Origin of the sequence: Kaistella faecalis, assembly GCF_019195395.1 — a bacterium.
GTDB classification, from domain to species: Bacteria; Bacteroidota; Bacteroidia; order Flavobacteriales; family Weeksellaceae; genus Kaistella; species Kaistella faecalis.
The window spans coordinates 1,771,859-1,798,398 of record NZ_CP078067.1; the positions used below are offsets into that span (position 1 = coordinate 1,771,859).

Consider the following 26,540-nt stretch of genomic DNA (forward strand, 5'->3'; position numbering starts at 1 on the left):
GTGAAATGCTTTCTATGAAAGAACTAGTTCTACAAACCTCAGATCATTTTCCGATCTCTGCCAGGATTTTCGAACCCGAAATTTCCAACAGTAAACTATTGCTCATCAATTCTGCCACCGGAGTAAAACAGCAGGTCTACTTTTCGTTCGCTAAATATTTCGCTGAAAAAGGATTTACTGTAATAACCTACGATTACAGAGGCATCGGCGAGTCGAAGCCCCATAAAATGAAAGGATTCGAAGCTTCGATGCGAATTTGGGGAACCAGGGATTTCAAAGCAGTGACAGGTTATATTAAAGAAAATTATCCGGCGTATACCAAATTCTGCCTCGGTCATTCGGTAGGTGCGCTGATTCTGGGCATGAACGAGGATTCTGCAATTTTTAAAAAATTTATTTTCGTGGCAACTCAGGATGCTTATATCGGTCATCTTTCCTGGAAAGTGGCGATTACTGCCGCCTTGGGTTTCGGTCTTGCACTTCCTGTCGCTGTTATTTTAAAAGGTTATTTTCCGGCCCATCGCTTTGGTTTGGGAGAGTCGCTGCCGAAGGGAAGCGCTTATGACTGGCGTACTTTAATTCTCAATCGGAAATCAACCAGCCGGCTTCTCGAAAAAATTAGGAAGGATTATTCTAAAGAACTAAATCAGGAAACTTTTATCATTCATGCCGAAGACGATTCGTGGGTAACAATGAAAGGAATGGAAAGCCTCATGAACAATTCATATCCCAATTTAAAGAAAACCTACCGGGAAATAAAAGTGTCAGAATCTCCGAAAAAAGAGATTGGTCACATCAATTTCTTCAGAAGTTATAACCGCAATCTCTGGAAGATTGTTTCAGATAAAATTCAATAATCGAGAATTTTGTGGAGATAATGCCCTGCAATCTTTATATTTGAATAAATAAATTGAAGATCATGGGCGAAACACAAAATAATGATGAGGTTTTCCGCGAAAAACTCGATCAGCTGAATGACTTTGAGTTCAATGATAAGGTTGCTGGTGTTTTTGACGATATGGTAAACCGATCGGTACCTTATTATGATGAAATGCAGCGGATGACCAGCGAACTGGTAAAAGATTTTGCCAGAAAAGGTTCATTGGTTTATGATTTGGGCTGCTCTACAGGAACTACCATGATTTTGATGGATAAAACTGTAAATCCTGAAATAAAATTTGTGGGAATTGATGATTCCGAAGAAATGCTCGGCAAATGCCGGGAAAAACTCAGCAGGTTTAATCTGCACCGCGAAATCGATTTAAAGGTAGCCGATTTAACCCAAAATGTACCGGTTGAAAACGCTTCGGCAGTAACCATGGTGTTGGTACTTCAGTTCATTCGACCCATTCACCGACTGGATATTGTGAGGAAAATTTACGAAGGCTTGAATAAAGGCGGTGCGTTCATCTTGATCGAAAAAATTCTTACCGAAGAAAAATCCTTTAACCGAAGTTTTATTGATTATTATTACGAATTCAAACGGCGGAATAATTACAGTGAACTCGAAATTTCCCAGAAACGTGAAGCCCTGGAGAATGTGTTAATTCCCTATAAACTGAGCGAAAATTTAAATATGTTGAAAGAGGCGGGTTTTGAAGAATTTGAAGTCTTTTTCAAATGGTATAATTTCGCCGGAATCATCGCAAAAAAAATATAATGATACAGATTGGCAATTTTTTCTTTAAATACAGGAACCAACTTTTCATCGTTCTTTATCTTCTCCTGTTTCTTCCTTCGCCGCCACTGTTTGGTGAAGATCAGTTCGGACGGAAATTCTACTGGATTCCCATCGTTTTGGGGCTTTTGGTAACAGTTTGCGGACAGCTCATCCGCGGTGCAACGATTGGTTTGGCTTATATTGTTCGGGGTGGAAAAGACAAAAAGGTGTATGCGGATGGTTTGGTGACTGAAGGTATTTTCAGTCATGTCCGAAATCCGCTTTATGTTGGCAACATTCTCATGCTTCTCGGTGTCGGAATCTTGGCAAATTCCCTGTATTTTGTGGCGATTGTAATGCCGGTTTTTCTTTTTATTTACCAGTGTATCGTCTTGGCGGAAGAAAATTTCCTTCGCGGCAAGTTTGGCGAAGGATTTACTGAGTATACCCATCATGTAAACCGCTGGCTTCCCAATTTTTCGGGAATCGGCAAAACTTTTTCCTCTATGAATTTCAAATGGAAAAGATGGCTGATTAAAGAATACAATACCCAATTTATCTGGCTTTCTGGAATTGCACTTATTCTGCTTTTTAAATATCCGCATTTTACGCACGATGATGATCAACTCAGAAATATGTTAGCGATCATGTCGGTGCTTGTTTTTGCAGTGTATTATTTCAGTATCCGGTACATGAAGAAATCTAAAAAATGGGCTGAATAATCGGTCAGGAAATTCAATTTTTAAAATTTTATTTATGAAAATCTACACCAAAACAGGTGATAAAGGCGAAACAGCCTTATATGGTGGAACCAGAGTTTCCAAAGCATCGGCCAGAGTAGAATCCTACGGAACAATCGATGAACTTAATTCATTTATTGGTTTTGCAAAAACTGAAATCAAAGATGGTAAAGTTTTGGCGCAGCTCAAAAAAATTCAGTTTGATTTATTTACGGTGGGTTCCGAATCTGCAACGCCGACCGATAAATTGACTTTAGCCAACGGAAAATCGCGTTTATCATTGGTGATTTCAGACACTGAAATCGAAGAATTAGAAAACTGGATGGACGATTTCGAAGAAGAATTGCAGCCGCTACAATATTTCATTCTTCCCGGCGGTGGAAAAGCTGCAACATCACTCCATATTTGCCGCACGGTTTGCAGAAGAGCCGAACGCAGCTTAGTTTTTTTGAATGAAACCGAAGAAGTTCGTCCTGAACTCATCAAATATCTGAACCGACTTTCGGATTACCTGTTTGTGTTGGCAAGGTATATTTCTAAAATTAATAATGAGTCAGAAGAATACTGGAATCCAAATGACCGGTAAAGCATTACTTTTCATCAATGGAGTTCCACCGAAAAATCTTCCGGAGACGGAAGATTATGCTATGATTGCCTGTTCGGACGGGGCTTTTCATTATTTGAAGGAGAAAAATTTTCCGCTCGATAAGCTAGATTTTATTTCGGGTGATTTCGATTCGCATTTAGGAAGCGATGAAGCAATTTATCACGACAGATTTATTTTCACGCCGGACCAGGACAAAACCGATTTTCATAAATCTTTGGAAATTATTCAGGAAAGGGGAATCACTGCTGTCGATGTTTACGGTGGAAGTGGAGGCGAAATGGATCATTTTCTCGGGAACTTAACCGTGGCTTTTCTTTTTAAAAATGAATTGGAGATTACTTTTTACGATGAGTTTTCAACCTATTTTTTTGCGCCGAAAAACTTGATATTAGAGAATGTGAGAGGAAAAACTATTTCGCTTTACCCATTTCCTCTCACAGAAAATATTACCACTAAAGGATTAAACTGGCCTTTGAATAACGATACTCTCGATCTTTCAAAACGAATAGGTACCCGCAATTTTGCTTCCGAAGAAACGGTGGTTATTAATTACGGGAAAGGCGACTTAGTGGTGTTTGTGGAGAATTAAAGCTGCTTGTCCGTTACCTTAAAATCTTCTTATTTACCCTAATCGATGATGTTGACATCGCTTAAAAATTGAAGAAATTTAAACCTAAAAACCAACTTTTTTCACCAAATTTGCAGTCTTAACAATTACATACTTTTACCAGGAAATGAAAATTAAATATTCAGAACTAATTGACCAAACCCTGTATTTCCCGACTGAAGAATTCAACGTTTCGGAAAATACACTTCAGTTTCACGATATTCCTTTGATGGAGGTCGTCGAGAAGTTTGGTACACCTTTGAAATTTAATTATCTGCCGAAAATTTCCACCAATATTCAGCGTGCAAAGGCCTGGTTTAAAGAAGCCATCGAAAAGAACGATTATAAAAAAGGCTATACGTACTGTTACTGTACCAAGTCGAGCCAGTTTGCTTTTGTGGTAGAAGAAGCTTTGAAAAATGATATTTCTCTTGAAACTTCTTCGGCTTATGATATGGATATCATTAAGTCGCTTTACGAAAAAGGCAAGTACGGCAAAGACGTTGAGGTGATTTGTAACGGTTTTAAAACCGACGATTATCTGGCGAAAATTTCTGATTTAATTAACAGCGGTTTTCAAAACATCATTCCGATTCTTGACAATTACCGCGAACTTGATAAACTGACCGAAAGTATTGATTCAACCTTCAATATCGGAATCCGAATTGCTTCTGAAGAAGAACCTAAATTTGAATTCTACACCTCCAGATTAGGGATTGGGTACAAAGATATTATCCCCTATTACAGCCAGAAAATTGCGGAACATCCGAATGCGAGGCTTAAGATGCTTCACTTTTTCATCAACACCGGAATCAAGGATACTGCGTATTACTGGAACGAATTGTATAAATGTCTCCGCGTGTATGCAAGACTTAAAAAAATTGCTCCGGAAGTGGATTCCCTCAATATCGGCGGTGGCTTTCCGATTAAAACTTCTTTGAATTTTGATTATGATTACCAGTATATGGTGAACGAAATCGTTTCGCAGATCAAAAAATTCTGTGAAGAAGAAGGCGTTGAGGAACCAAATATTTATACCGAATTCGGTAGTTTTACCGTTGGCGAAAGTGGCGGACATCTTTACAAAATTATTTCCCAGAAACGCCAGAACGACAGGGAAAAATGGAATATGATCGACTCCTCTTTTATGACGACTTTGCCTGATACATGGGCGATCTCCAGACACTTTATCATGTTGCCGCTCAACCGTTGGGAAGATACTTACGAAAGAGTTTTCTTAGGAGGCTTAACCTGCGATTCCGACGATTATTATAATTCCGAACAGCATACGAACGCGATTTATCTGCCGGTTTTCAGCGACACAAAACCTTTGTATATTGGGTTTTTCCATACGGGGGCTTATCAGGAAACTATTGGCGGTTACGGCGGAGTACACCACTGCCTGATGCCACAGCCACGCCATATTCTAATCAATAAAGACGAGGACGGAAATTTCACCTACGAAGTGTTCCGCGAAGAACAGAGGCCGGAAGAAGTTTTGAAACTTTTAGGATATTAAAAATTCAAGGAGCAACAGAGGTTTGCTCCTTTTTTATGTTCGGTCCCGCTTTCTGTTGTAATCTTTTGCGGCGGCTCCGCCGCCGCAAAAAAGGATTTTCACTCCAATCGGGGCTAGAAGATCCAGTGGAAATTTTTTCCACCGACGAAAATGCCGGATTGCGCTCGCTTCGCTCGCGCCGCCTTTGAAACTTAAAAATATTTCCCGATGTTTTCAAACTCAATATCCGAAAAATCCGAAACCAGCAAGCTTGCCTTGTCGTAAACCTGGTTGCTCGAATGAGCACTTTGGTAAGCTACACAAAAAATTCCGGCAGAAAATGCAGCTTCAATTCCGTTGGTGGAATCTTCGATGACCATACAGTTTTCCTTCGGTTCGCCAGCCATTTTCGCAGCGGTAATAAAGATTTCGGGATGAGGTTTTGATTCCTGTAAATCTGCACCGCTGATCTTTCCGAGAAAATATTTTTCCAATTCAAACTTTTTGAAAACCCAGTTGATGGTATTCATGTGAGCTGAAGATGCAAGAATGAGTTTCAGGCCGTTTTCAAAATAGTTTTCAATGAGGTTTTTGACTCCGGGAAGAAGTTCAAAATCACTATCTGTATCAAAATAGTGTTTAAAATAGCTGCGTTTTATAGAGGCCAACTCTTCGTGCGAATACTGCAATTCGAATTTTTCGATTAAGGTGCTGCAGACTTTTTTTGTTGATGAGCCTGTAAAAGTGGTGTACAATTCTTCCGGAACTTCGATTCCCAAATCATCAAACATTTTGAAATATGCTTTTCGGTGAAGCGGTTCCGTATCCACAATTACACCATCCATATCGAAAAGAACTGCTTTTAAAGGCATATTGAATTTTTCACAAAGGTAAATAAATTCACATTTAGCTTTATACAGTCGTTGTTAGCTGTTTCTTTCAATCATGAATATCACAAAGTAGAAAAAAGCAAGCATTGCAACTAGAGCTGCTATCGATTTCCAGTTTGCGAAATTCACAGTCCAACCCATCCAGGGAATTCTTTTGGGCGGAAAAATTCTGTCGTCTTCTTTATTGTAATAAAAAATTCCCCAAATCCATTTTCCGGAATTACTTTCTAAATTATCTTTTTCCATCAGTAAAGCTTTGAACTAAAGATATGAAATTCTAACTTACCAACTGTCAGCGAATTGCCGGTTATGTTTTACGGTTGATTTTTTTATCTTTGAAAATTCAAAATCTATAATTCAAAATTCAAAATTTCACATGAAAACATACGCAGGAATTCCGGAGGAAAATGCACAATTAGAAACCTCGAAAGTAGTGCTTGTAACCGTTCCTTACGACGGAACTTCAACCTGGGGAAAGGGCGCAGACAAAGGCCCGGAACTTTTTCTTGATGCCTCAGAAAATATGGAGCTTTACGACATCGAAACCGGAACAGAACCTTATTTGGAAGGGGTTTATCTTGCGGAAGAAATCGCCGAGAAATCTTCACCGGAAGCGATGACGGAAGCGGTTTATCAGAAGACCAAGGAACTTTTGAACACGGATAAGTTATTTACGCTTTTTGGTGGCGAACATTCAGTTTCAATAGGTTCCATCCGTGCGGTTGGTGAAAAATTTGAAAACTTAACCGTTTTGCAGTTTGACGCACATACCGATTTACGTCCGGATTTTCACGGTTCTACCTCAAACCATGCATGCGCAGTGTATGAAGCAAGTAAAAAACACAATTTAGTACAGGTCGGAATCCGTTCTATGGACGTGGAAGAAATGGAACATGTGAATAAAGAGCAGTGTTTCTGGGCGCACGAAATCGCGACAAACCCGAACTGGATTGATGATGTTCTGGCAAAAGTTTCCGGAAATGTGTACATCACCATCGATCTGGATGCTTTTGATCCTTCGATTGCACCTTCTACAGGAACTCCGGAACCGGGCGGACTTCAATGGTATCCAACACTGGAACTGCTGAAGAAAGTTTTCGAAAAATGTAACGTTGTTGCTTTTGACATTGTAGAATTAATGGATTCCCCGATGCCAAAACCCACCGCGTTCCTGGCGGCAAAGCTTTATTACAAAATGTTAGCATATTATCATATTTCCAAATAAGAGGAAGGATAATGAAAAACGAAAATCTCTTTCGGCACTGTGCTGAAAGAGATTTTTTGATATTTTTTTTATCAAATTACTTTAAAACATCGGCTTCAATAAAACTGTCACTGAAGATTTTAATGAAAGCTTTGGTATAATCTTCTTTTGTTGCAAAGTTCGGATTATCCATAAATTTTTGAGGATTCACGGAAAACAGCGGGAACCAGGTGCTTGAAATCTGAATTTGGATTCGGTGTCCTTTTTTGAACGTGTGTACCACATCCTGCAATCTGAAATTCACGGCTGTTTTCTGGTTGGCGACCAGTGCTTCAGGTTTTTCCTTTGAATTTCTGAATCTCGCCGGCATAATTTCACTGCGCACCATTTGGTGGTAATTTCCGTAGATGACGCCATCTTTCTTTTCCAGTGGTTTAAAATCTTCCGGATAAACGTCAATCAGTTTCACCGCGAAATCTGCATCAGTCGAAGTGGATGCGATATTCAGATTTGCCATAATTTCACCTGCGAAAGTCAGATCTTCGGTTAATATATCTGTCGTGAAAGTTAAAACATCTGGTCTTCCAATGGCGAAACGCTGGTCTTCACTCATATAATTTCTCGGTGTAAATCCGTTGAACCCTTTTAAATTATCAGAACTTAATACCGGGTTATTGGGATCGCTGTAATACTCCGAAACCGTATTGGCGGCGCTGTTTTTTAAAGTTCCGTCCGCGAGGTAAAAGTTGAGTTTTGCCGCTTCTTTTGGGGGATAAGTTTTGAATTCTTTCCACTCTTTTTTTCCGGTGTCATACATAACCGCTTCCGGCAATCCTGCATCAGTTTTGGTATTTCCTTTCAGATAATGACTGAAAAATTTGGTTTCCAGATTTTTCTGGTAATAAGTCGCGATGCTGTCTCCGAAATAAATATCGTTGTGAAAATGCTTTCCGGTTTCCCTTCCCCAGGCTCCGTGAGAAAACGGTCCCATAACGATAGTGTTTTTAGCTTTCGGACTGGTTTTTTCAATGGTTTTGTAAATGTTTAATGGTCCGAATAAATCTTCAGCGTCGTACCAGCCACCCACAGTCATTACGGCATGGTTAACGTTTTTCAGGTGAGGTAAAAGACTTCTTTTCTGCCAATATTCATCGTAATTCGGGTGATTCATAATTTCGGTCATAAAGAAATTGTCTTTATAATATTTTTCATAGCCATCCTTTAGAGTTCCCATGTCACGGTAAAATTTCAGGCCGTCTTCGGAAGTTTGTTTGATTGAAGAATCGGTATACCACGCTTTGTTTTCCGCTTTGGTTTTGTGAACGCCAAATACGGGAAAGGTGCGGAAATAACCGAGCATAAATTTACCGTTGTGCAGGAAATCATCATTCCAGAAATCTGAGATCGGTGCCTGTGGCGAAGACGCTACCAAAGCAGGATGGTCCGCCAAAATTCCGGCAGCAGTATAGAATCCGGGATATGAAGTTCCGTACTGACCAACTTTTCCGTTGTTGTTAGCAATGTTTTTCAGGAGCCATTCAATGGTATCGTAGGTGTCGGTACTTTCATCAACGTCTTTTTTAGTTTTACGCTCAACCTGTGGCGTCATGTTGGTAAAAGTTCCTTCGCTCATGTATCTGCCACGTACATCCTGATAGACGAAAATATATTTATCGTTCATCAGGTATTTGTTGGGACCTAAAGAAGACCGGTATTCATTTTCGCCGTACGGCGCAACGCTGTAGCAGGTGCGTTGCATGATGAACGGATATTTTTTTGTTTTGGAAAGGTCTTTCGGAATGTAAATTGAAGTGAATAATTTCACTCCGTCCCGCATGGGGATATAAACCTCTTTTTTGGTAAAATTTTCTTTAACGAAAGTATTGTCAGATTTAGTTTGGGCAGCAACTGCCAGGAAACAGAACAGAAGAATAATCTGTAAGCATTTTTTCATAGATAGTAATTTTGAACGAATGTATAGAAAAATTCAGAAATTTAATTGTTTAAAATATTAATGATGACCTTATTCGGAAATCTTAGTGATTCCTCTCTAAACCTGCTTCCACGGGACGGAACAGTAATTTATTATGGCAAAATTATTGATAGGGAAGATGCGGATCGCTTTTACCACAAACTTTTAGAAAAGATTGAATGGAAAAATGATGAGGCTGTTATATTCGGAAAGAAGATCTTCACAAAAAGAAAGGTCGCATGGTACGGAGACCAAGGGTTTGAATATACTTATTCGAAAACTACCAAAACTGCATTACCGTGGACTGAAGAACTTCTTTTATTGAAGAAAGCCATAGAAGAAGAAACTGGCGAGAAATTTAATTCATGTTTGCTGAACCTTTATCATTCGGGTAATGAAGGAATGGCATACCACAGCGATGCAGAAAAGGACCTGAAGAAAAACGGTGCGATTGCATCAGTAAGTTTGGGGGCAGAAAGAAAGTTTTCCTTCAAGCACAAGGTGAGTGGTGAAAAAGTTGAGCTCATTTTAGAACACGGAAGCCTTTTGGTGATGAAAGACGAGACCCAGTCTTATTGGCTTCACCGCCTTCCTCCGACTAAAAAAGTGACTCTGCCCAGAATTAATCTAACCTTCAGGACTATCGATGAACGCCAGTAAACTCTAATATTAAACTTGTATATTTGAATTGTTTCTTTTTAAAACGGTGTAAATTCTTAAATGCGCGGAAATTTTAAGAAAATTTTATCATTCTATTATAAAGGGGACTTCTGTTTTATATTTAAATTTGAAAACCAATATTAACATTAATAAATTCACTATGAAAAAAACACTCGCAATGGCGGCGTTAGCGCTCGCTGTATCCTTCGGATCTATCGCCTGTAAGAAAAAAGTTACAGATGCCGACCTACAAACCCAGGCTACAACAGTAGTAACCTCTAACCCGACAGCATCCGTTGAAGTGAAAGACGGTACTGCGCATTTAAGCGGAACTTTCGCCGATCAGGCTTCAAAAGATGCAATGATTGCTTCTTTAAAAGCAATTCCGGGAATTAAAGATGTAATGGATATGGCAACCATTGAAGCTCCAGTGGTTGTAGAAACAGTATCTGCTGTTGATCCTGCAGTTCAGCAAAAGGTATCCGACGCTGTTAAAGATTTCCCTTCGGTTAAGGTTGAAGTGATCAACGGCGAATTAACGCTTACAGGAAATGTTTCTCCGGAGCAGGCAAGAAAAATCAAAATGTCTGTGGATGGTCTACAGGCTGGAAAAGTTAACTATAATTACACCGTAAAATAATCAGTCATGAGTGCATTACAGGATAAATACGCAGGAGTAATTTCAGCAGCTCAGTCGGCTGGTGTCTCTAATCTTCAGGTAACAGAACAGGACGGTATTCTTTATGTGTCAGGAAGCGCAGCGTCTACAGCAGCGAAAGATGCAGTATGGAACGCGCTTGGAGCAATCGATTCTACTTATTCAGCTTCAGATATCAATGTTGATGTTCAGGTTTCCGGATTAGCTTCCGGCTCATCTTTAACAGTTGCTACTGAAGATTCTAACCTTAATATCAGACAGGAACCTTCTACAGATGCGGCCATTGTTGGCAAAGCTGGAAAAGGCGAATCTGTAACTTTAGTAGAGCAGACCTCTGATGACTGGTGGAAAATAAGAACTGCCGATGGCGAAGAGGGATACGCTTATGCAAGATATTTAAGAGCTTAATCGGATTTCCAATCAAATTACAAACCTCTGAATCTTTCAGAGGTTTTTTTATGACCTTTTTAGAACTGATTTATTATTTGTTTTTTTGATGCTTTGTTTTGCATGAGCCCATAATTAAAGATAATCCGCAAAAAAACATATATTTGTATTCTTACAAATTTTATATTCAAAGATCGCCATACGCGGTTAATTCACAGAAAAAACAATAAATTCATGAAAGGTCAAAACAAACTGTTCATTGCCATTATCGTTGCATTAATAGTAGGAGTTGTAATGGGCGGTATCGTACACACCCAATACCCGGAAAGTTCCGAAGGATTTGCTCAAAACATTAAACTTTTAGGGACTGTTTTTATCCGGTTAGTACAGATGATTATAGCGCCGCTGGTATTTACCACGCTCGTGGTGGGTATTGCAAAAATGAGCGATATAAAAATGATTGGCCGTGTGGGAACAAAAGCAATGCTGTGGTTCATTACCGCTTCTCTGGTTTCATTAATGATTGGGCTTGTTTTCGTGAACTGGCTGGAGCCGGGCAAAGTAATGCAGCTTCCGATTCCTGCGGCGGGTGATGCCGGCGATGTAGTGGCAAATAGCCAGGGGCTTTCTTTAGAACAGTTTGTAAAACATATTATCCCGAAAAGTTTATTTGAAGCATTCGCAACAAACGAGGTTCTGCAAATCGTAGTATTCTCCATTATGTTTGGAGTTGCCTTGGCAAATATGGGGGAGGAATACACAAAACCGATCGTTCGTGCTCTCGATATTTGTGCACACGCAATTTTGAAGATGGTAGGTTATATCATGTGGTTTGCACCACTGGGTGTTTTAGGTGCCATCGCGGCGGTGGTAGCTACTAACGGTTTTGATATCTTTAAAGTTTATGCCATTTATCTCCGCGATTTCTTTTTTGCTCTTGCTATTTTGTGGTTAGTATTACTTATTGTGGGATATCTGATTTTAGGAAACCGTCTTTTTGAATTGTTACGCAGAATAAAAGCACCTTTGCTTATTGCTTTTTCTACAACAAGCTCCGAGGCAGTTTTTCCGAAATTGGTGGAAGAACTCGAAAGGTTCGGCTGTAATAACAGGATTGTATCCTTTATTCTTCCCTTGGGATACTCTTTCAATTTGGACGGAAGCATGATGTATATGACTTTTGCTGCAATTTTCATCGCCCAGATTTACGGAATTGATATGTCACTCGGGCAGCAGATCACCATGCTTTTAGTATTGATGCTGACTTCCAAAGGAATTGCGGGAGTGCCGCGCGCGAGTTTGGTAATTATCGTAGCAACGTGTACGATGTTTGGAATTCCGCCGGAAGGTATCGCCCTGATCTTACCGATTGATCATTTCTGTGACATGGGAAGAAGTATGACTAATGTTTTGGGTAATGCGCTGGCAACTTCTTCTGTTTCTAAATGGGAAGGGCAGCTCAACGATCATGGCGGAGATTTATAAGCTTTTATCAGGCCTGAAAATCACTTTTAAATAAGTTTACAATTTCAATGAAAAATAAGTTCGGAACTGCAGTAACTTTAGGTTTTGCACTCTTTGCAATGTTTTTCGGTGCAGGAAATCTCATTCTGCCTCCATTTATCGGGCTGAAATCCGGAACTGAATGGTTCGCTGCGGTTAGTGGCTTTTTCACCACTGGAATTGTGGCGCCTTTTTTAGGCGTTCTTACTGTTGTTCTTTTTGGGACATCGTTTACGGATCTGGGCCGAAAAGTAAACCCGCTGGTCGTAACGGTGCTTGCATTCTTAATTATGCTGTGCATTGGTCCGCTGGTTGCAATCCCGAGAACCGCTGCCGCAACTTTTGAAATTGGTATTCAGCCACTTTTTCCTGATTTTAATAATATCCTTTTTTCTGTATTGTTTTTTGGAGTAGTTATATTTTTGTCCGTGTCGAAATCCCGGATCGTAGATATCATCGGGAATTTTCTTACGCCATTTCTCATTTTAAGTTTAGGGATACTGGTGGTAATGGGAATCATAAATCCGCCGGATGTTTCCCATATTTCGGAATTGAACAGCCAGCAATCATTTGTCTTTGCTTTTCATGAAGGATATCAAACCCTAGATGTGTTGGCATCGGTAATTTTTGCGGGTATAATTATTTCTGCCGCGATCGATAAAGGATATACCAATGCTAATGACCGTTTCAAAATTACCATTGCAGCGGGCTTAATCTCGATGATTGCATTGCTGTTTATCTATGGCGGTTTAATTTATCTCGGTGCGCACTCGGGCTTTCCTTTGTCTGAAACAGTATCCAGAACAGAACTTCTTCTGCATATTTCAAACGCGGTATTGGGTAATAACGGAACGGTGGTTATTTCTTTTGCTGTCGCATTGGCTTGTCTCACTACTGCAATTGCCCTTACCTCGGCAATGGGCAGTTTTCTTGAAAAACTCACTTTCGGAAAAATCAACTATAAAATGGGAGTGTTGCTTACCTGTTTGGTTTCCGGTTACTTCTCAGTAAAAAGTGTTGAAGAAATCATCGATTACGCAGTGGTAATTCTTGGTTTTATTTATCCAATTACGTTTGCGCTTATCCTTACGGTTTTGTTTTTCGGTAAACTTATATTCTCCCGGGCTCCATTTATCGCCGCGGTTACGGTTGCTGCCTTGGTGGCGTCGCTTTCGGTATTCCAGCATTTTAATCTTTTTCCGCAATCGATAGCTCAGATCAACAGCTGGCTTCCTTTATCCCAGCACCAGTTGGGTTGGCTGCTCCCGTCATTCCTCGCTTTTTTCATTGCCGCAGGCTTTAATTCTGGACGAAAAAAAACATCCCGGCAAAATTAATACTGATTCATGTCAGTTCATCTAACTTTTATTCATTCTAAATTACAGAAAAATTTCCGTAATTTTGTCAATCAATTTTTAGCAGATAATTATGTTGACGAAAGAAAAAGTTCAGTTATTTCTGAAAGAGATAGAAGTAGATGATTTAGTGCACAATTTCCAGGTGATGGGAAATGATGTATATATTGATATGACCGCGCATTCTCCTGCAATGCACGAAAAAAAGAAACTGGAAGCCGCTATGAAACAGGCATTCGCATCAGAATTTGGTGAAGATGTTGTGTTGAAGTTAAAAATCGCGTCTCCCGAACCTTCCGAAGTTCAGCAGAACCAAATCAAAGGAAAACAAATCCCGGGAATCCAGAATATTATTGCCGTTGCATCGGGAAAAGGTGGAGTAGGTAAGTCTACCGTAGCCGCTAACCTTGCTGTAACCCTTTCTAAAATGGGTTTCAAAGTAGGGATTTTAGATGCTGATATTTACGGACCATCTGTTCCTACGATGTTTGATACAGTCGGTGCCAAACCAATTTCAGTGGAAATCGACGGTAAGAACCTGATGAAACCTGTAGAAAATTATGGTGTGAAAATGCTTTCAATCGGTTATTTTTCAGGTGCGAATCAGGCAGTAGTTTGGCGGGGACCTATGGCGAGCAAAGCTTTGAACCAAATGATCCGCGATGCGGCTTGGGGAGAACTTGATTTTCTTTTAATCGATCTGCCGCCGGGAACCGGAGATATTCACCTATCAATCATTCAGGAAGTTCCTGTAACCGGAGCTGTAATCGTAAGTACGCCGCAGCATATTGCACTAGCAGACGTGAGAAAAGGAATCGCAATGTTCCAGATGGAAAGCATCAATATTCCTGTGTTAGGTTTAATCGAAAATATGTCTTACTTTACTCCTGAAGAATTGCCGGATAATAAGTATTATATCTTTGGAAATCAAGGGGCACAATTTCTTGCAGAAGACTTAGGGATTCCTGTGTTGGGCGAGATTCCAATCATCCAGAGCATAAGAGAAGCGGGCGACGTTGGCCGTCCCGCAGCAATGCAGGAAGGTGCAGCAATCACCGAAATTTACAGGAATGTAGCCCAGAAAATGGTGGAAAGTCTTGTGGAAAGAAATAAAAATTTACCCGCAACCGAAGCGGTGAAAATTACAACTATGGCGGGCTGTTCCCCGAAAAAATAAGATTGGAAAATATCAGGGATTTATCCGGATTTCCGATTACTAAAGACCAAATTATGAAAACAGAAATCAATCACGAAACTACGGTTACCAAAGTGATGTTTGCATTAGACAGTATTCGTCCGTTTCTTAATAAAGACGGAGGCGATATTGAGCTTATCGATGTGAAAGACCAGAAAGTATACGTAAAACTTCATGGTAACTGCAACGGTTGCCCCATGAGTTTTTCAACCATGAAACTGGGGGTGGAAAGTACCATCAAACAACATGCTCCGGAAATTCTGGAAGTCTTGAATGTAGAATAAGCTCGCAGCTAACAAGATAACTCAGGCAATTCGTTTTTTGAATTGCTTTTTTTTATGCAGTGATTTTCTGTCAGTAAGAGGTGATGAAAAATTCCGGATGAAATAAAAAAGTTTTGAAATTAAATTGATATTTTAGCAGATTAAACCATACAGCATATGATTGCCATTGTCGACGGCGGCTCCACGAAATGCGACTGGGTAATTCTCGAAAATTCCGGGAAACCCAATCTGAAAACCACCACGCTGGGATTCAACCCAAATATCATAAATCCTGAGTTTATCATGCAGGAAATTGATAAGAATCAGCAGCTTTTCTTTCTTAAAAATCATATTGAAAAAGTTTTTTTCTACGGATCCGGATGCGGAACTCCTGATAACAAAAAGAAAGTGGCCGATGAGTTCGCCAGAACTTTTCCCAATGCTGAAATTACAGTGAAAGAAGACATGACGGCGGCCGCATATGCAGCCTACAACGGTACTCCCGCGATTATCTGTATTTTAGGTACAGGTTCCAATTCATGTTATTTCGATGGCGAGAAGATACGTACAGATTTGCCCTCACTGGGCTTTCTCATTGGTGATGAAGGCAGCGGAAGCGCTTTGGGAAAACATCTTTTAAGACGTTATTTCATGAAGAAGCTGCCGAAGGATCTGGAAGATGATTTTATCGCAACTTATAATCTTACAATCGAAGAAGCAATTAAAAGAATGTACCATAATCCCCGAGCTAACGCCTATTTAGGAGAATTCAACAAGTTTGTGGCAGACCGAAAAAAGCATCCTTACTTTCAGAATATGGTTTTCGATGAGATGAAAAATTTCCTGGATTATCAGGTTCTGCCGTATCCGGAAGCAGGAAAGGTTGAAATTAATTTTATTGGCTATATCGCCTTTATTTATGAAGATATTTTAAGGGCGGCCGCTGCAGAACTCAATTTAAAAATCGGAAAAGTAGTGCAGAAACCCATTGAAAGTTTAGTAGATTATCACAAAAAGTATATTCTGGATTTAAACTGATTACCAGAAAAGAATTTATTAATGCAGAGATTTTATTAGAAATCTTATTCAGAACCTGGGAAACCGGTTTCTGATATTGAAAAAACAAAAATTATGTCAAGCAAAACAAACCGCGACGAGAAGAACTTTAACCAGGCCGCACTCGATTATCATAAAACAGAACCCAAAGGAAAGATTGAGGTAATTCCTTCAAAACCGCACTCCTCGCAGCGCGATCTTTCTTTAGCTTATTCACCAGGGGTGGCAATTCCGTGTCTGGAAATTGAAAAAGATCCCAAAACGGTTTACGATTATACAGGAAAAGGGAATTTGGTTGCCGTAATTTCTAACGGAACCGCTGTTTTAGGATTGGGAGATATTGGTGCAGAAGCATCAAAACCGGTAATGGAAGGAAAAGGTCTGTTGTTTAAAATCTTCGCAGATATCAATGTTTTCGATATTGAAATCGATGAAAAAGACCCCGATAAATTTATTGAGATTGTAAAAGGAATTGCGCCGACTTTTGGGGGGATTAACCTTGAAGACATCAAAGCTCCAGAAGCTTTTTATATTGAGCAGCGTTTGAAGGAAGAACTCAATATTCCCCTGATGCACGATGACCAGCACGGAACAGCAATAATTTCTGCAGCAGCGTTAATTAATTCACTCGAAATTGCCGGAAAGAAAATTGATGAAGTAAAAATGGTGGTGAACGGCGCCGGAGCTGCGGCCATTGCCTGCACCAAACTTTACGTGGAATTGGGTCTGAAGAAAGAAAATATCCTGATGTGTGATTCCAAAGGAATCATTAATCATAAAAGAGAAAATCTTACCCCAGAAAAGATAGATTTTGTCGCACAAACTGATCTGGAAACGCTTTCGGATGCACTGAAAGGCGCTGATGTTTTTGTCGGTCTCTCAAAAGGAAACGTCATGACACCGGAAATGCTTCTTTCAATGGCAGACAATCCTATCGTTTTTGGTTTGGCCAACCCGAATCCCGAAATAGAGTATGACCTGGCAATGGAAACCAGAAAAGATACCATCATGGCAACTGGCCGAAGCGATTATCCTAACCAGGTAAACAATGTACTCGGCTTCCCTTACATTTTCCGTGGCGCGCTCGATGTGCAGGCGACCGGCATTAATGAAGCCATGAAACTTGCTGCAGTGCACGCAATTGCGAATTTGGCCAAAGAACCGGTTCCGGAAGCGGTGATTTTAGCCTATAATTTAAAGAATTTAAGTTTCGGAAGAGAATATTTCATTCCTAAACCTTTCGATAACAGATTGATTACTAAAGTTTCCATGGCCGTAGCTAAGGCTGCTATGGAAAGCGGAATCGCCGGAAAACCGATTGAAAACTTTGAGGATTACGAAAACGGTCTTCTCGACAGAATGGGCCGTGACGAAAAACTCATCCGTATGATGCAGAACCGCGCGAGATCGAACCCGAAAAGAGTTACCCTCGGAAATGCCGAAGAATACAACGTGCTGAAAGCTGCACAGATTCTTTATGAAGAAGGAATTGCACAACCGATACTTTTAGGTGAGAAAAAATACATCAAAGAGCAGATGAAGAAATTCGGGATCGAAATCGATGTCCCGATTGTTGATCCTGCAGATGATGACCAGGAAGAAAACCGAAAAATTTATAGAGAAGACCTTTGGAAACTCCGCCAACGCAAAGGCATGAACGAATATAAAGCCAAAAGATTTGTGCGACAGCGCGATTATTTTGGTCCCTTGATGTTGAGAAATGGTGATACAGATGCGTTAATTGTTGGTTTTTCCAAAAATTATTCGTCGACTTTAAGACCTGTGCTGGAGATCATTGAGAAAGAAAAAGGAGTAGACAAAGTTTCATCGATGATGATGATTTTGACGGAGAAAAAACCGATTTTCTTCGCTGATACTTCAGTCGTGCAAAACCCGACAGCTCAGGATTTGGTAAGTATTGCAAGAATGTCTGAAATTGTGGTGAAATCTTTTGCGATCGAACCGCGAATTGCCATGCTTTCTTTTGAGAATTTCGCGGGGATTTCCGAGACATCTAAAAAAGTAGCGGACGCGGTAACCATTCTGCATGAGAAATATCCGAAAATGATCGTGGATGGGGAAATACAGCCGGATTTCGCTATGGATGCGGACCACCTTTCAGATTATCCGTTCTCTAAACTGGGAACTACGCCGGCAAACGTATTTGTATTCCCGAATCTCGAAAGTGCGAATCTTTCCTACAAAATTATCCGCGGAATGAAAGTGGCGCAGGTTGTGGGGCCAATCTTAATGGGTCTGAAACAGCCGGTTCACGTGCTTCAGATGCGCGCAAGTGTTGATGAAATCGTTAACTTAGCAACGATCGCAGTCCTGGATGCCCAAAAAAGGGAGGAAATGAAACAGTAATAAAACTGAATAATAATTTTTAAAAACTGCGGACTCATATCCGCAGTTTTTTTATTTCAACACTTCAGAAAAGTGCTCGTAGTAATTTCCAGTTTTTGCTAAAAAACATGTAAAAAAATGGATCTTTTACGGAAAGGAGAAAAGAATATGGATTAAAATTTTAAAAATCTTATATTTGGCTCTTTCAAAAACATAAAATGATTTATTCTTTAAAAGGGACAGTTCAGGAACTTAATCCCACTTCAGTAATTATTGATGTAGGCGGTGTCGGTTATTTTGTCGGGATCAGTTTGCAGACTTCAGAAAAACTGGTTTTAGGCCAGCCAACGTTTCTCCATATTCAGCAGATAATTCGTGAGGATGCGCACTTGCTCTTCGGGTTTAACACAATTTTAGAAAAAGAACTCTTCAATCTGTTAATTTCTGTTAATGGAGTAGGTCCGGTTTCTGCCATCATTATGCTGTCCTCTTTAAGTCTTGAAGAAATCGCTTCGGCCATTATGAACAATAACAGTTTACTGCTTCAGAAAGTGAAAGGAATCGGGACGAAAACCGCGGAAAGAATCATTGTGGATCTGCGTGATAAAGTCCAAAAATTCAAGGTTTCTGATGAAAATATTTCTACATTTGTAAATAATAAAGTAAAAGAAGAGGCGTTATCTGCATTAGAGGTTTTGGGGATTTCTAAAAAAATGAGTGAGAAGATTGCAGACCGTGTTCTAAAGCAAAATCCGGATTTCTCAGTAGAAGATTTGGTGAAGCAAATTTTAAAAAACATTTAACATTTGGAGAAGAATAGTTTTTTTCAGCATAAATTTTTTCTGTTAGTATTCCTTTGTGTTTCTTTTGCGAATGCTTTTGCGCAGGTAAAACCTGCCGACAGCAGCTCAGTAAGGCAGGATTTTTCGTTACCTAACCCCACCCGCTACGAGGCATTTTACGATGTCGCAAGCGGAATGTATGTTCTGTATCCTAAAATCGGAAATATGGTGGTTGGCAATCCTGTGTCGATGACTTCGGCAGAATATTATCAGTATATGCTCAATAATCAACTGAGCGAATATTACAAAGAAAAATCATCAGTCAACAATCTTGGTTACAGAAAAGACCAGACTGATGCAGAGAAAAAAGGCCTGCTCCCGAGTCTGAATATTAAAAACAAACTCTTCGAATCGATCTTTGGAGGCAATAAAATTGAAATTATTCCTCAGGGCTTTGCTTCTTTCGATATTGGCGGTCTTTACCAGAAAATCGACAACCCTTTAATCTTACCTCAGAACAGAACGAATTTCGCTATTGATATTCAGCAGCGAATTCAGTTGGGATTGCTGGGTAAAGTAGGTGAAAATTTACAGCTTAAAGCCAATTATGACACCCAGAGCGGGTTTGCTTTTGAGAACAGAATGAATCTCGTGTGGCAGGCAAAAGGAACCTGGAAGGATCTGCAAAGCAAAGGTTTAAACGATAAAACTACCGGCGGCGAGGACAAAATCATCAAGCGGGTTGAATTCGGAAACGTCAATATGCCACTTTCTACAAGCCTGATTCGTGGTTCCGAATCACTGTTTGGTTTAAAGACTGAATTTCAGTTGGGTAAAACCACCGGAACCCTTGTATTCTCACAACAACAGGGAGAAGCACGTAACATTATCGCGCAGGGTGGCGGCGTAATGAATACCTTTAAACTCAATGCCATTGATTACGAAGACAACCAGCATTACTATTTAGGTCATTATTTCCTGAATTCTTACGATAATGCATTACTGAATTATCCTCAGATTAATTCCAGAATCAGTATCACAAGGATCGAGGCCTGGGTTTTGGATCAGGGTTCGGGAAATCTCCAGGATCAGAAAGGAATTTTGGGGATCCGTGATTTGGGAGAAGGAGTTTCGGGTTACCCGGATAATTCGCAGAATAATCTTTACCATGGAATCGTAAGTCTTGGCGCTGGAATCCGGGACGTCAATACTGCATACAATGCGATTAATGGGCAGTCTTTTCCAAATGCTAACGGTTCTCCTGAAACATATACTGATGGGGAGCAGTTTATTTTCAACAGAAAAGCCAGAAAGCTTAACCAGAATGAATTCAAATTTCATCCGCAATTGGGATATTTGTCACTCAACCAGAGGCTTAATGACAATCAGCTGTTAACTGTCGCTTATACCTATACACTGAACGGAGACAATAAAGTGTATAAAGTGGGTGAGTTTTCGGAAGAAAGTCCGGTGCTCATCACGAAGCTTTTGAAATCGAATACCAAAACCACGACGACTACGCCGATGTGGGATTTGATGATGAAGAATATTTATGCGCTTAATTCAAACGACATCAATCAGGACGGATTTTTACTGAATGTTTATTTAAGAGATGCCCAGAGCGGAAAAGTAAACTATTTGCCGAATACACCGGTTCAGGATATTAATCTCCTAAAACTTTTCAATTGGGACCGTCTCAACATGAATAACGATTTACAGCAGAACGGAACCACAACCGGAGACGGGATTTTCGATTTTGTACCCGGAATTACGGTAGACCCTGAAAACGGAAAAATAATTTTTACTAAAGCAAAACCTTTTGGTGCTTATTTGCAAAGCGTCTTGGGAAGCAGCGATCCGAAGTTCGTGTTTAATGAATTGTACGATCAGTTCAAAAACGTAGCCTCTGAAAACCGACTTGCTTTAGGATACACCATGGAAGGCCGATTCAAAGGTTCACAGGGAACGGGAATTTCTTTGGGAGCGATCAACGTTCCCCAGGGCTCGGTGAAAGTTACCGCCAATGGAGTTCAGCTTCAGGAAGGGATTGATTATACCGTAGATTACATGCTCGGAACGGTGAATATCATTAATGAAACCGTGAAACAGTCCGGTCAGGCGATTAATATTTCCCTGGAAAACCAACTGACTTTCAATACCCAGAGAAAGAGATTTTTAGGACTTAATCTGGAGCGAAAATTCAATGAGCATTTAACCATCGGCGGAACGGTGGTAAATTATGCGGAAACACCTTTAACTCAGAAGGTGAACTTCGGTCAGGAAGCGGTGAATAACACCATGGCAGGCTTCAACATCATGTACAATAATGAATTGCCGTTTCTTACCAGGCTTACCGATAAAATTCCTTTTGTAAATACTGAAGCGGCTTCAAATCTGAGTTTTGCAGCAGAAGGCGCTTATCTGATTCCGGGACAGAATAAAGGAATCGGCGACCAGTCTTATATCGACGATTTTGAACAAACCACATCGAAAATTTCTTTAAAGGAACCTGCAATGTGGAGTTTAGCTTCGAAACCTGAAAAAAATCCGGAGCCTTATTTCTTTAATTCAACATTGAATGATAATCTGGACCACGGCAACGGCAGGGGTTTGATGACCTGGTACAATATCGATCCGCGTTTTTACGGAATTGGCGGAAAAGCACCGAACGGAATCAATGCTCAGGCGGTTTCCAATCATGCTTCCAGAAGAGTTCAGACTCAGGAATTGTATAATTCGCGTGATTTCGTAGCCGGCGAACAGCTTTATACCAATACATTTGACATTAGCTATTTCCCAACCGAAAGAGGTCCGTACAACGTAAATCCTAACAGCGAAAGCACTCAGGAAAGATGGGGTGGGTTGATGAGACCGATTTCAGTTTCCAATTTTATCAATTCCAATATTGAATATGTTGAATTCTGGATGATGGATCCTTATGCTGACGGAAATAACTTAGGTGCAAATCCTAAACTTTTGCTACACTTGGGTAATGTTTCGGAGGATGTTCTGAAAGACGGAAAACTACAGTACGAAAATGGTTTGCCAACTCCGAATGTTCCGGCAAATACCACCACTACAAACTGGGGAAGCCAGCCAAACCAATTTCCGATTCTTTATGCTTTTTCCACTGAAAATGAAGAGAGAACAGCGCAGGATTTAGGATATGACGGTTTGGATGCTTTTGGAGAAGCTGCTAAGTTCGGGACCAATTTCATTAATCCGGTAACCAATACGCCGGATCCGGCTTCTGATGATTTCTTATTTTACCTGTCGGATAAATTCCAGGGAACACAGGCATCTTCGCTTACTGAACGTTATAAATATTTCCGAAATCCTGAAGGAAATTCACAGAGCAATACGCTGGAGGTAGCTACCCAAACGCCGGATGCAGAAGATGTAAACCGGGATTATAACCTGGATCAAAGCGAAAATTATACACAGTACACTATCAATCTGGATAAATCGAGCCTCGCGTTGGGCCAGAAATTTATTGTTGATGAAAAGGAAGTTGAAGTGAAATTCCAGAACGGACAGACTTCTTCCAATAAATGGTACCTTTTCCGCGTACCCGTTTCCCAGTTTGATCAGGGAGCGAATGAAGGCGGGGTGAAAGATCTTTCAATTCTTAATAATGTACGTTTTGCAAGAATGCTTTTAACAGGATTCGATCAGGCGGCGACCATCCGTTTCGGAACTTTGGATCTGGTAAGAAGCGACTGGAGAAAATATACCAAAGACATCGCAACCAACACCACGGATACTGAAGGAATAAATCCTGTAGACAATAAAAATCTGGATGTAGGAAGCGTAAACCTGGAGGAAAACGGCCTGAATCAACCTCCGTACGTACTTCCTCCGGGAATCGAAAGACAGGTTTTAAGCGGAAACGCGGGTGCTCAAAGACAGAACGAAGCGTCGCTTTATATGAAAACCGCGCCGATTGAGCCTAAGACTGCTCGTGGGGTTTTCAAGAATGTGGCTTTAGATATGAGACGCTACAAAAATCTTGAACTTTTTGTACATGCTGAGGATGTAAGAGCTGGTGCACAGAGCAACGGTTTGGACCCGAACGCTAAATTCTTCATCCGTTTTGGTAGCGATGCGAGCGACAACTATTACGAATACGAAACTTCTTTAACGTACACTCCGAAAAATGCAACTTCGCCAATGGAAATATGGCCTGCAGAAAATTCAGTTGATCTTCTGATTCAGAATTTTGTGGATGCTAAATTGAGACGTGACGGAAATTCACAGATTCTGATTGATGACAGAACCGAGGATATGGAATATTCAACCATCGATCCGAACAAAAAAATCTTCATCAAAGGGCGGCCAAGTTTAGGCAACGTAACCACCATTATGTTGGGGGTACGTAACAAAGATGAAGTTAATTCAAAAGACCTGGTACTTTGGGTCAACGAAATTCGTCTTTCAGAAATTGAAAACAAAGGTGGTTATGCAGGAAATGCAAGTGTAAACTTCAATCTTGGTGATTTTGCTTTGGTAAATGCGAATGCTTCCTACTCAACCATCGGTTTCGGTGGAATTACCGAAAAACCTTCGGAAAGAGCACAGTCAACCCTTTCAGCATTTAATGTAAATACAACCGTAAATGTCGATAAATTTCTGCCCGAAAAAGCGGGGATGAAGATTCCTGTCAATTATTCCTACACGCAAACGATAGAGGATCCTAAATACAATCCGCTGGATAATGATGTGACTTTTGAGGAAGCTCCGAACAGAGATCAGCTGAAAAAAGTTGCAAGAACTTACACGCAGCAGAGAAGTATCGGTGTGGTCAACATGCGTAAGGAAAGAATGAATCCGAACAAAAAACCGAAGTTTTATGATGTAGAAAACCTTTCTTTAACTACAGTTTACAACGATGATTATTACCGCGATGTTTATACCAAGAAAAACTACCGCCAGTATTTACGGGGCTATGTAGATTATAATTACAACTTCAAACCTTGGGTTTTAAGGCCGTTTAATAAACTGGTTAGCGATACCGCGAAATCTTATAAATATTTAAGGTTCATCAAAGAAGTCAACTTCAACCCAGTTCCGACAAGATTATCTTTCAGAACAGAGATCGACAGAAATTATAATGAACTCGAATTCCGCAATATTGAGGCGATTCTTAACGGAAATACAGGTCAGGATTTTGATGTGATACGAAACAGAAACTTCTATTTCGGCTGGCAATACGGTTTAGGATTTAATTTTACTAAATCTTTAAAACTCGAAATCAATTCCGCGATGCGTACACTTAATGACAATTTGAGTGTGAATGACATGAACACTAAGTCGATCTTCGCGGATCCGTTCCGTGCCGGAAGACCGGTACTGTACAACCACCGTGTTCAGTTGAATTACCGTTTCCCGTTCGAATATCTGCCTTATCTGGATTTCATCAATGCTGAAGTAGGATATGGATTCACCTATAACTGGAATGCACGAAGTACGGTGATGACTAATTTTGTAAACCCTGAAACCAATGTTGCTGAAAGTCTCGGAAGCATCGGGCAGAACACCAATAATATTGTGGCCACTTCAAGTGTTGATGTTCCCAAGTTCTTCAGCAAATTCAAATATTTCCAGAACATCAATACCAAAATGCAGAAACGCAGACAGGAAATCGATTCCCTGAATAATGTTTACAATCTGGCCTGGCAGAAGAAAAACGCAAAACGGAACTTTAAATCTTATAAATTCAAGAACAAGCTGAATCCGGTTCAGAGTATTGCTTATGCTTTGACCTCGATCAAGCAGCTCGATATTTCTTATAATGAGAATAATGGGACTGTTCTTCCGGGCTTGCTTTCTGCGCCGAACTGGTACGGTTACGGACAGACTTTAGGCGGCCCGACTTATGGTTTCCTTCTTGGTTCTCAGGCAGACATCCGCAGAACGGCAATTGAAAACGGCTGGCTTTCGGATTCTCCGTACATGAATGATCCTTATACGCAGATGAAGAATCAGAATTTCCTTGCCAATGTTCAGATTATGCCGGTTAATGATTTCCGGATCGATGTGAATTTCCTGAAGAATTATAACAGCAATTTCATTCAGGGAGGTTATAATGTTGATGCAGACTCCAATGCAGCAAACGGATTCCAGTTTTCATTCGGAACCGATATGATTTCGTATTCCAGAACAGCGTGGACTTTTAACACTGCGTTTGTTGACGGGAAAAGTATTTATGATACCATGTACGAAAACGCAAGACAGATTTATCAGCAGTCCGGCGGGGTTTATAATCCAGTTGATTTTGCCAGCGGTAAAGGTTTGGGAGATGCTTATATCCTGATTCCGGCTTTCCAGGCAGCAGTAGAAGGAAGATCAGTAAACGGCGAGCTTACCGATCCGAAAAAATCCGGTTTCCCGCTTCCGAACTGGCGTGTGACTTATTCAGGGCTAAAGAACATTCCGTTTGTAAACAGCCAGTTTTCTAAATTCGATATTCTTCACGGGTATACTTCAACCTACACGGCGACCGGAATACAGTCTAGTGTTGATTATTATAATTTCCAGAATAACCCAACTGCACCGCAAACGGATACTTTTGGGAACGAATTCAATCCTTACACCTTCTCGCAAGTCGGTTATGTAGAAGCTTTTGCACCGCTTATCGGAGCCGATGTAACCATGCGAAACAATATGCAGTTCCGTGCGCAGTACAACCGCGACAGAATGTTTATGCTCGGCCTGGTGAATCATACGCTGACAGAAGATGCAGGAAATGAATATATCCTAGGTTTCGGTTACATTATGAAAGATTTGAAACTTAAAATGAACTTCAAAGGAAAAGAGAGAACTCTGAAAAGTGATCTGAATATCCGCGGAGATTTCTCTTTGAGAGACAGCCAGACCAGAATCACCAATATCCTTCAGAACGATTCGCAGGTAACAGGCGGTCAACGGATGATGAGCATCAAACTCTCTGCAGATTACAATATGTCGCAGAATTTCAACATCAGATTATTCTATGATCAGCTGCTAACGAGATACAAGATTTCCACAGCCTTCCCGCTGTCGACAGTAAGGGCCGGTTTAACGGCGACATTTACTTTTGCAGGAAGCGGGGGTGGTTTCTAAATTATAAAAACTCAGAATATTTTTTCTGAGTTTTTTTGATTGAAGCATTTGTATTT

The 26,540-nt window shown here is 40.4% G+C and carries 21 protein-coding genes; 18 read left to right on the plus strand and 3 right to left on the minus strand.

The annotated features are described in order from the left end of the window. Positions 1-14 precede the first annotated feature (14 nt). The 6 genes from KTV93_RS08450 to KTV93_RS08475 all read left to right on the plus strand — a co-directional run bounded on the left by KTV93_RS08450 (position 15) and on the right by KTV93_RS08475 (position 5,133). Positions 15-857 carry an alpha/beta hydrolase family protein gene (locus tag KTV93_RS08450; protein ID WP_218248517.1) on the plus strand — a complete coding sequence of 281 codons (843 nt, stop codon included), beginning with the start codon at positions 15-17 and terminating at the stop codon, positions 855-857. 62 nt (positions 858-919) lie between these two features. After that, the gene (gene cmoA, locus KTV93_RS08455; RefSeq protein ID WP_218248518.1) at positions 920-1,660 is read left to right on the plus strand and encodes a carboxy-S-adenosyl-L-methionine synthase CmoA; all 741 of its coding nucleotides are present in this window, start codon (positions 920-922) and stop codon (positions 1,658-1,660) included. Continuing rightward, complete coding sequence (locus tag KTV93_RS08460) at positions 1,660-2,382, plus strand: methyltransferase family protein (protein ID WP_218248519.1); 723 nt, start codon at positions 1,660-1,662, stop codon at positions 2,380-2,382. The genes cmoA and KTV93_RS08460 overlap by 1 nt, the downstream gene beginning before the upstream one ends. 34 nt (positions 2,383-2,416) lie before the next feature. Further along, positions 2,417-2,986: a cob(I)yrinic acid a,c-diamide adenosyltransferase gene (locus tag KTV93_RS08465; protein WP_218248520.1), complete on the plus strand. Its 570-nt coding sequence runs from the start codon at positions 2,417-2,419 to the stop codon at positions 2,984-2,986. Beyond that, positions 2,949-3,596, plus strand: a complete 648-nt coding sequence (locus KTV93_RS08470; RefSeq protein WP_230259137.1) for a thiamine diphosphokinase — start codon at positions 2,949-2,951, stop codon at positions 3,594-3,596. The genes KTV93_RS08465 and KTV93_RS08470 overlap by 38 nt, the downstream gene beginning before the upstream one ends. 145 nt (positions 3,597-3,741) lie before the next feature. Next, positions 3,742-5,133 (plus strand): type III PLP-dependent enzyme domain-containing protein, encoded by a 1,392-nt coding sequence (locus tag KTV93_RS08475; RefSeq protein ID WP_218248521.1) that lies wholly within the window; start codon positions 3,742-3,744, stop codon positions 5,131-5,133. A 191-nt stretch (positions 5,134-5,324) separates the two neighbouring features. Here KTV93_RS08475 and KTV93_RS08480 read toward each other — a convergent pair whose 3' ends face one another. Beyond that, on the minus strand, positions 5,325-5,984 hold the full coding sequence (locus tag KTV93_RS08480; RefSeq protein ID WP_218248522.1) for an HAD family hydrolase: 660 nt from the start codon (positions 5,982-5,984) through the stop codon (positions 5,325-5,327). 54 nt (positions 5,985-6,038) lie between these two features. Continuing rightward, on the minus strand, positions 6,039-6,248 hold the full coding sequence (locus KTV93_RS08485) for a DUF5808 domain-containing protein (protein WP_218248523.1): 210 nt from the start codon (positions 6,246-6,248) through the stop codon (positions 6,039-6,041). Between the two features lie 130 nt (positions 6,249-6,378). Here KTV93_RS08485 and speB point away from each other — a divergent pair, with 130 nt between their 5' ends. Then, on the plus strand, positions 6,379-7,227 hold the full coding sequence (speB, locus tag KTV93_RS08490; RefSeq protein ID WP_218248524.1) for an agmatinase: 849 nt from the start codon (positions 6,379-6,381) through the stop codon (positions 7,225-7,227). Positions 7,228-7,303: 76 nt separating this feature from the next. Here speB and KTV93_RS08495 read toward each other — a convergent pair whose 3' ends face one another. Next, positions 7,304-9,160 (minus strand): CocE/NonD family hydrolase, encoded by a 1,857-nt coding sequence (locus KTV93_RS08495; protein WP_218248525.1) that lies wholly within the window; start codon positions 9,158-9,160, stop codon positions 7,304-7,306. 63 nt (positions 9,161-9,223) lie between these two features. On the opposite strand from KTV93_RS08495, the gene KTV93_RS08500 reads away from it, so the two are divergent. The 11 genes from KTV93_RS08500 (at position 9,224) to sov (ending at position 26,484) form a co-directional block, all read left to right on the plus strand. Further along, entirely contained in the window at positions 9,224-9,838 is a 615-nt protein-coding gene (locus KTV93_RS08500; RefSeq protein ID WP_218250521.1) for an alpha-ketoglutarate-dependent dioxygenase AlkB family protein, read from the plus strand. A gap of 160 nt (positions 9,839-9,998) precedes the next feature. Continuing rightward, positions 9,999-10,478, plus strand: a complete 480-nt coding sequence (locus KTV93_RS08505; protein ID WP_218248526.1) for a BON domain-containing protein — start codon at positions 9,999-10,001, stop codon at positions 10,476-10,478. 6 nt (positions 10,479-10,484) lie between these two features. Next, on the plus strand, positions 10,485-10,904 hold the full coding sequence (locus KTV93_RS08510) for an SH3 domain-containing protein (protein ID WP_218248527.1): 420 nt from the start codon (positions 10,485-10,487) through the stop codon (positions 10,902-10,904). A gap of 213 nt (positions 10,905-11,117) precedes the next feature. Next, positions 11,118-12,368 carry a dicarboxylate/amino acid:cation symporter gene (locus tag KTV93_RS08515; RefSeq protein ID WP_218248528.1) on the plus strand — a complete coding sequence of 417 codons (1,251 nt, stop codon included), beginning with the start codon at positions 11,118-11,120 and terminating at the stop codon, positions 12,366-12,368. Positions 12,369-12,415: 47 nt separating this feature from the next. Beyond that, complete coding sequence (gene brnQ / locus KTV93_RS08520; protein WP_218248529.1) at positions 12,416-13,723, plus strand: branched-chain amino acid transport system II carrier protein; 1,308 nt, start codon at positions 12,416-12,418, stop codon at positions 13,721-13,723. Between the two features lie 91 nt (positions 13,724-13,814). Further along, positions 13,815-14,918 (plus strand): Mrp/NBP35 family ATP-binding protein, encoded by a 1,104-nt coding sequence (locus KTV93_RS08525; RefSeq protein WP_218248530.1) that lies wholly within the window; start codon positions 13,815-13,817, stop codon positions 14,916-14,918. A 53-nt stretch (positions 14,919-14,971) separates the two neighbouring features. Beyond that, positions 14,972-15,220, plus strand: a complete 249-nt coding sequence (locus KTV93_RS08530; RefSeq protein ID WP_218248531.1) for a NifU family protein — start codon at positions 14,972-14,974, stop codon at positions 15,218-15,220. A 156-nt stretch (positions 15,221-15,376) separates the two neighbouring features. Next, entirely contained in the window at positions 15,377-16,237 is an 861-nt protein-coding gene (locus KTV93_RS08535; protein ID WP_218248532.1) for a BadF/BadG/BcrA/BcrD ATPase family protein, read from the plus strand. Between the two features lie 93 nt (positions 16,238-16,330). Beyond that, positions 16,331-18,622 (plus strand): NADP-dependent malic enzyme, encoded by a 2,292-nt coding sequence (locus KTV93_RS08540; protein WP_218248533.1) that lies wholly within the window; start codon positions 16,331-16,333, stop codon positions 18,620-18,622. A 197-nt stretch (positions 18,623-18,819) separates the two neighbouring features. Then, a complete protein-coding gene (ruvA, locus tag KTV93_RS08545) occupies positions 18,820-19,404 on the plus strand; it encodes a Holliday junction branch migration protein RuvA (protein ID WP_218248534.1) in 585 nt (194 codons plus the stop codon). A gap of 3 nt (positions 19,405-19,407) precedes the next feature. After that, positions 19,408-26,484, plus strand: a complete 7,077-nt coding sequence (gene sov / locus KTV93_RS08550) for a T9SS outer membrane translocon Sov/SprA (RefSeq protein ID WP_218248535.1) — start codon at positions 19,408-19,410, stop codon at positions 26,482-26,484. Positions 26,485-26,540: the final 56 nt, after the last annotated feature.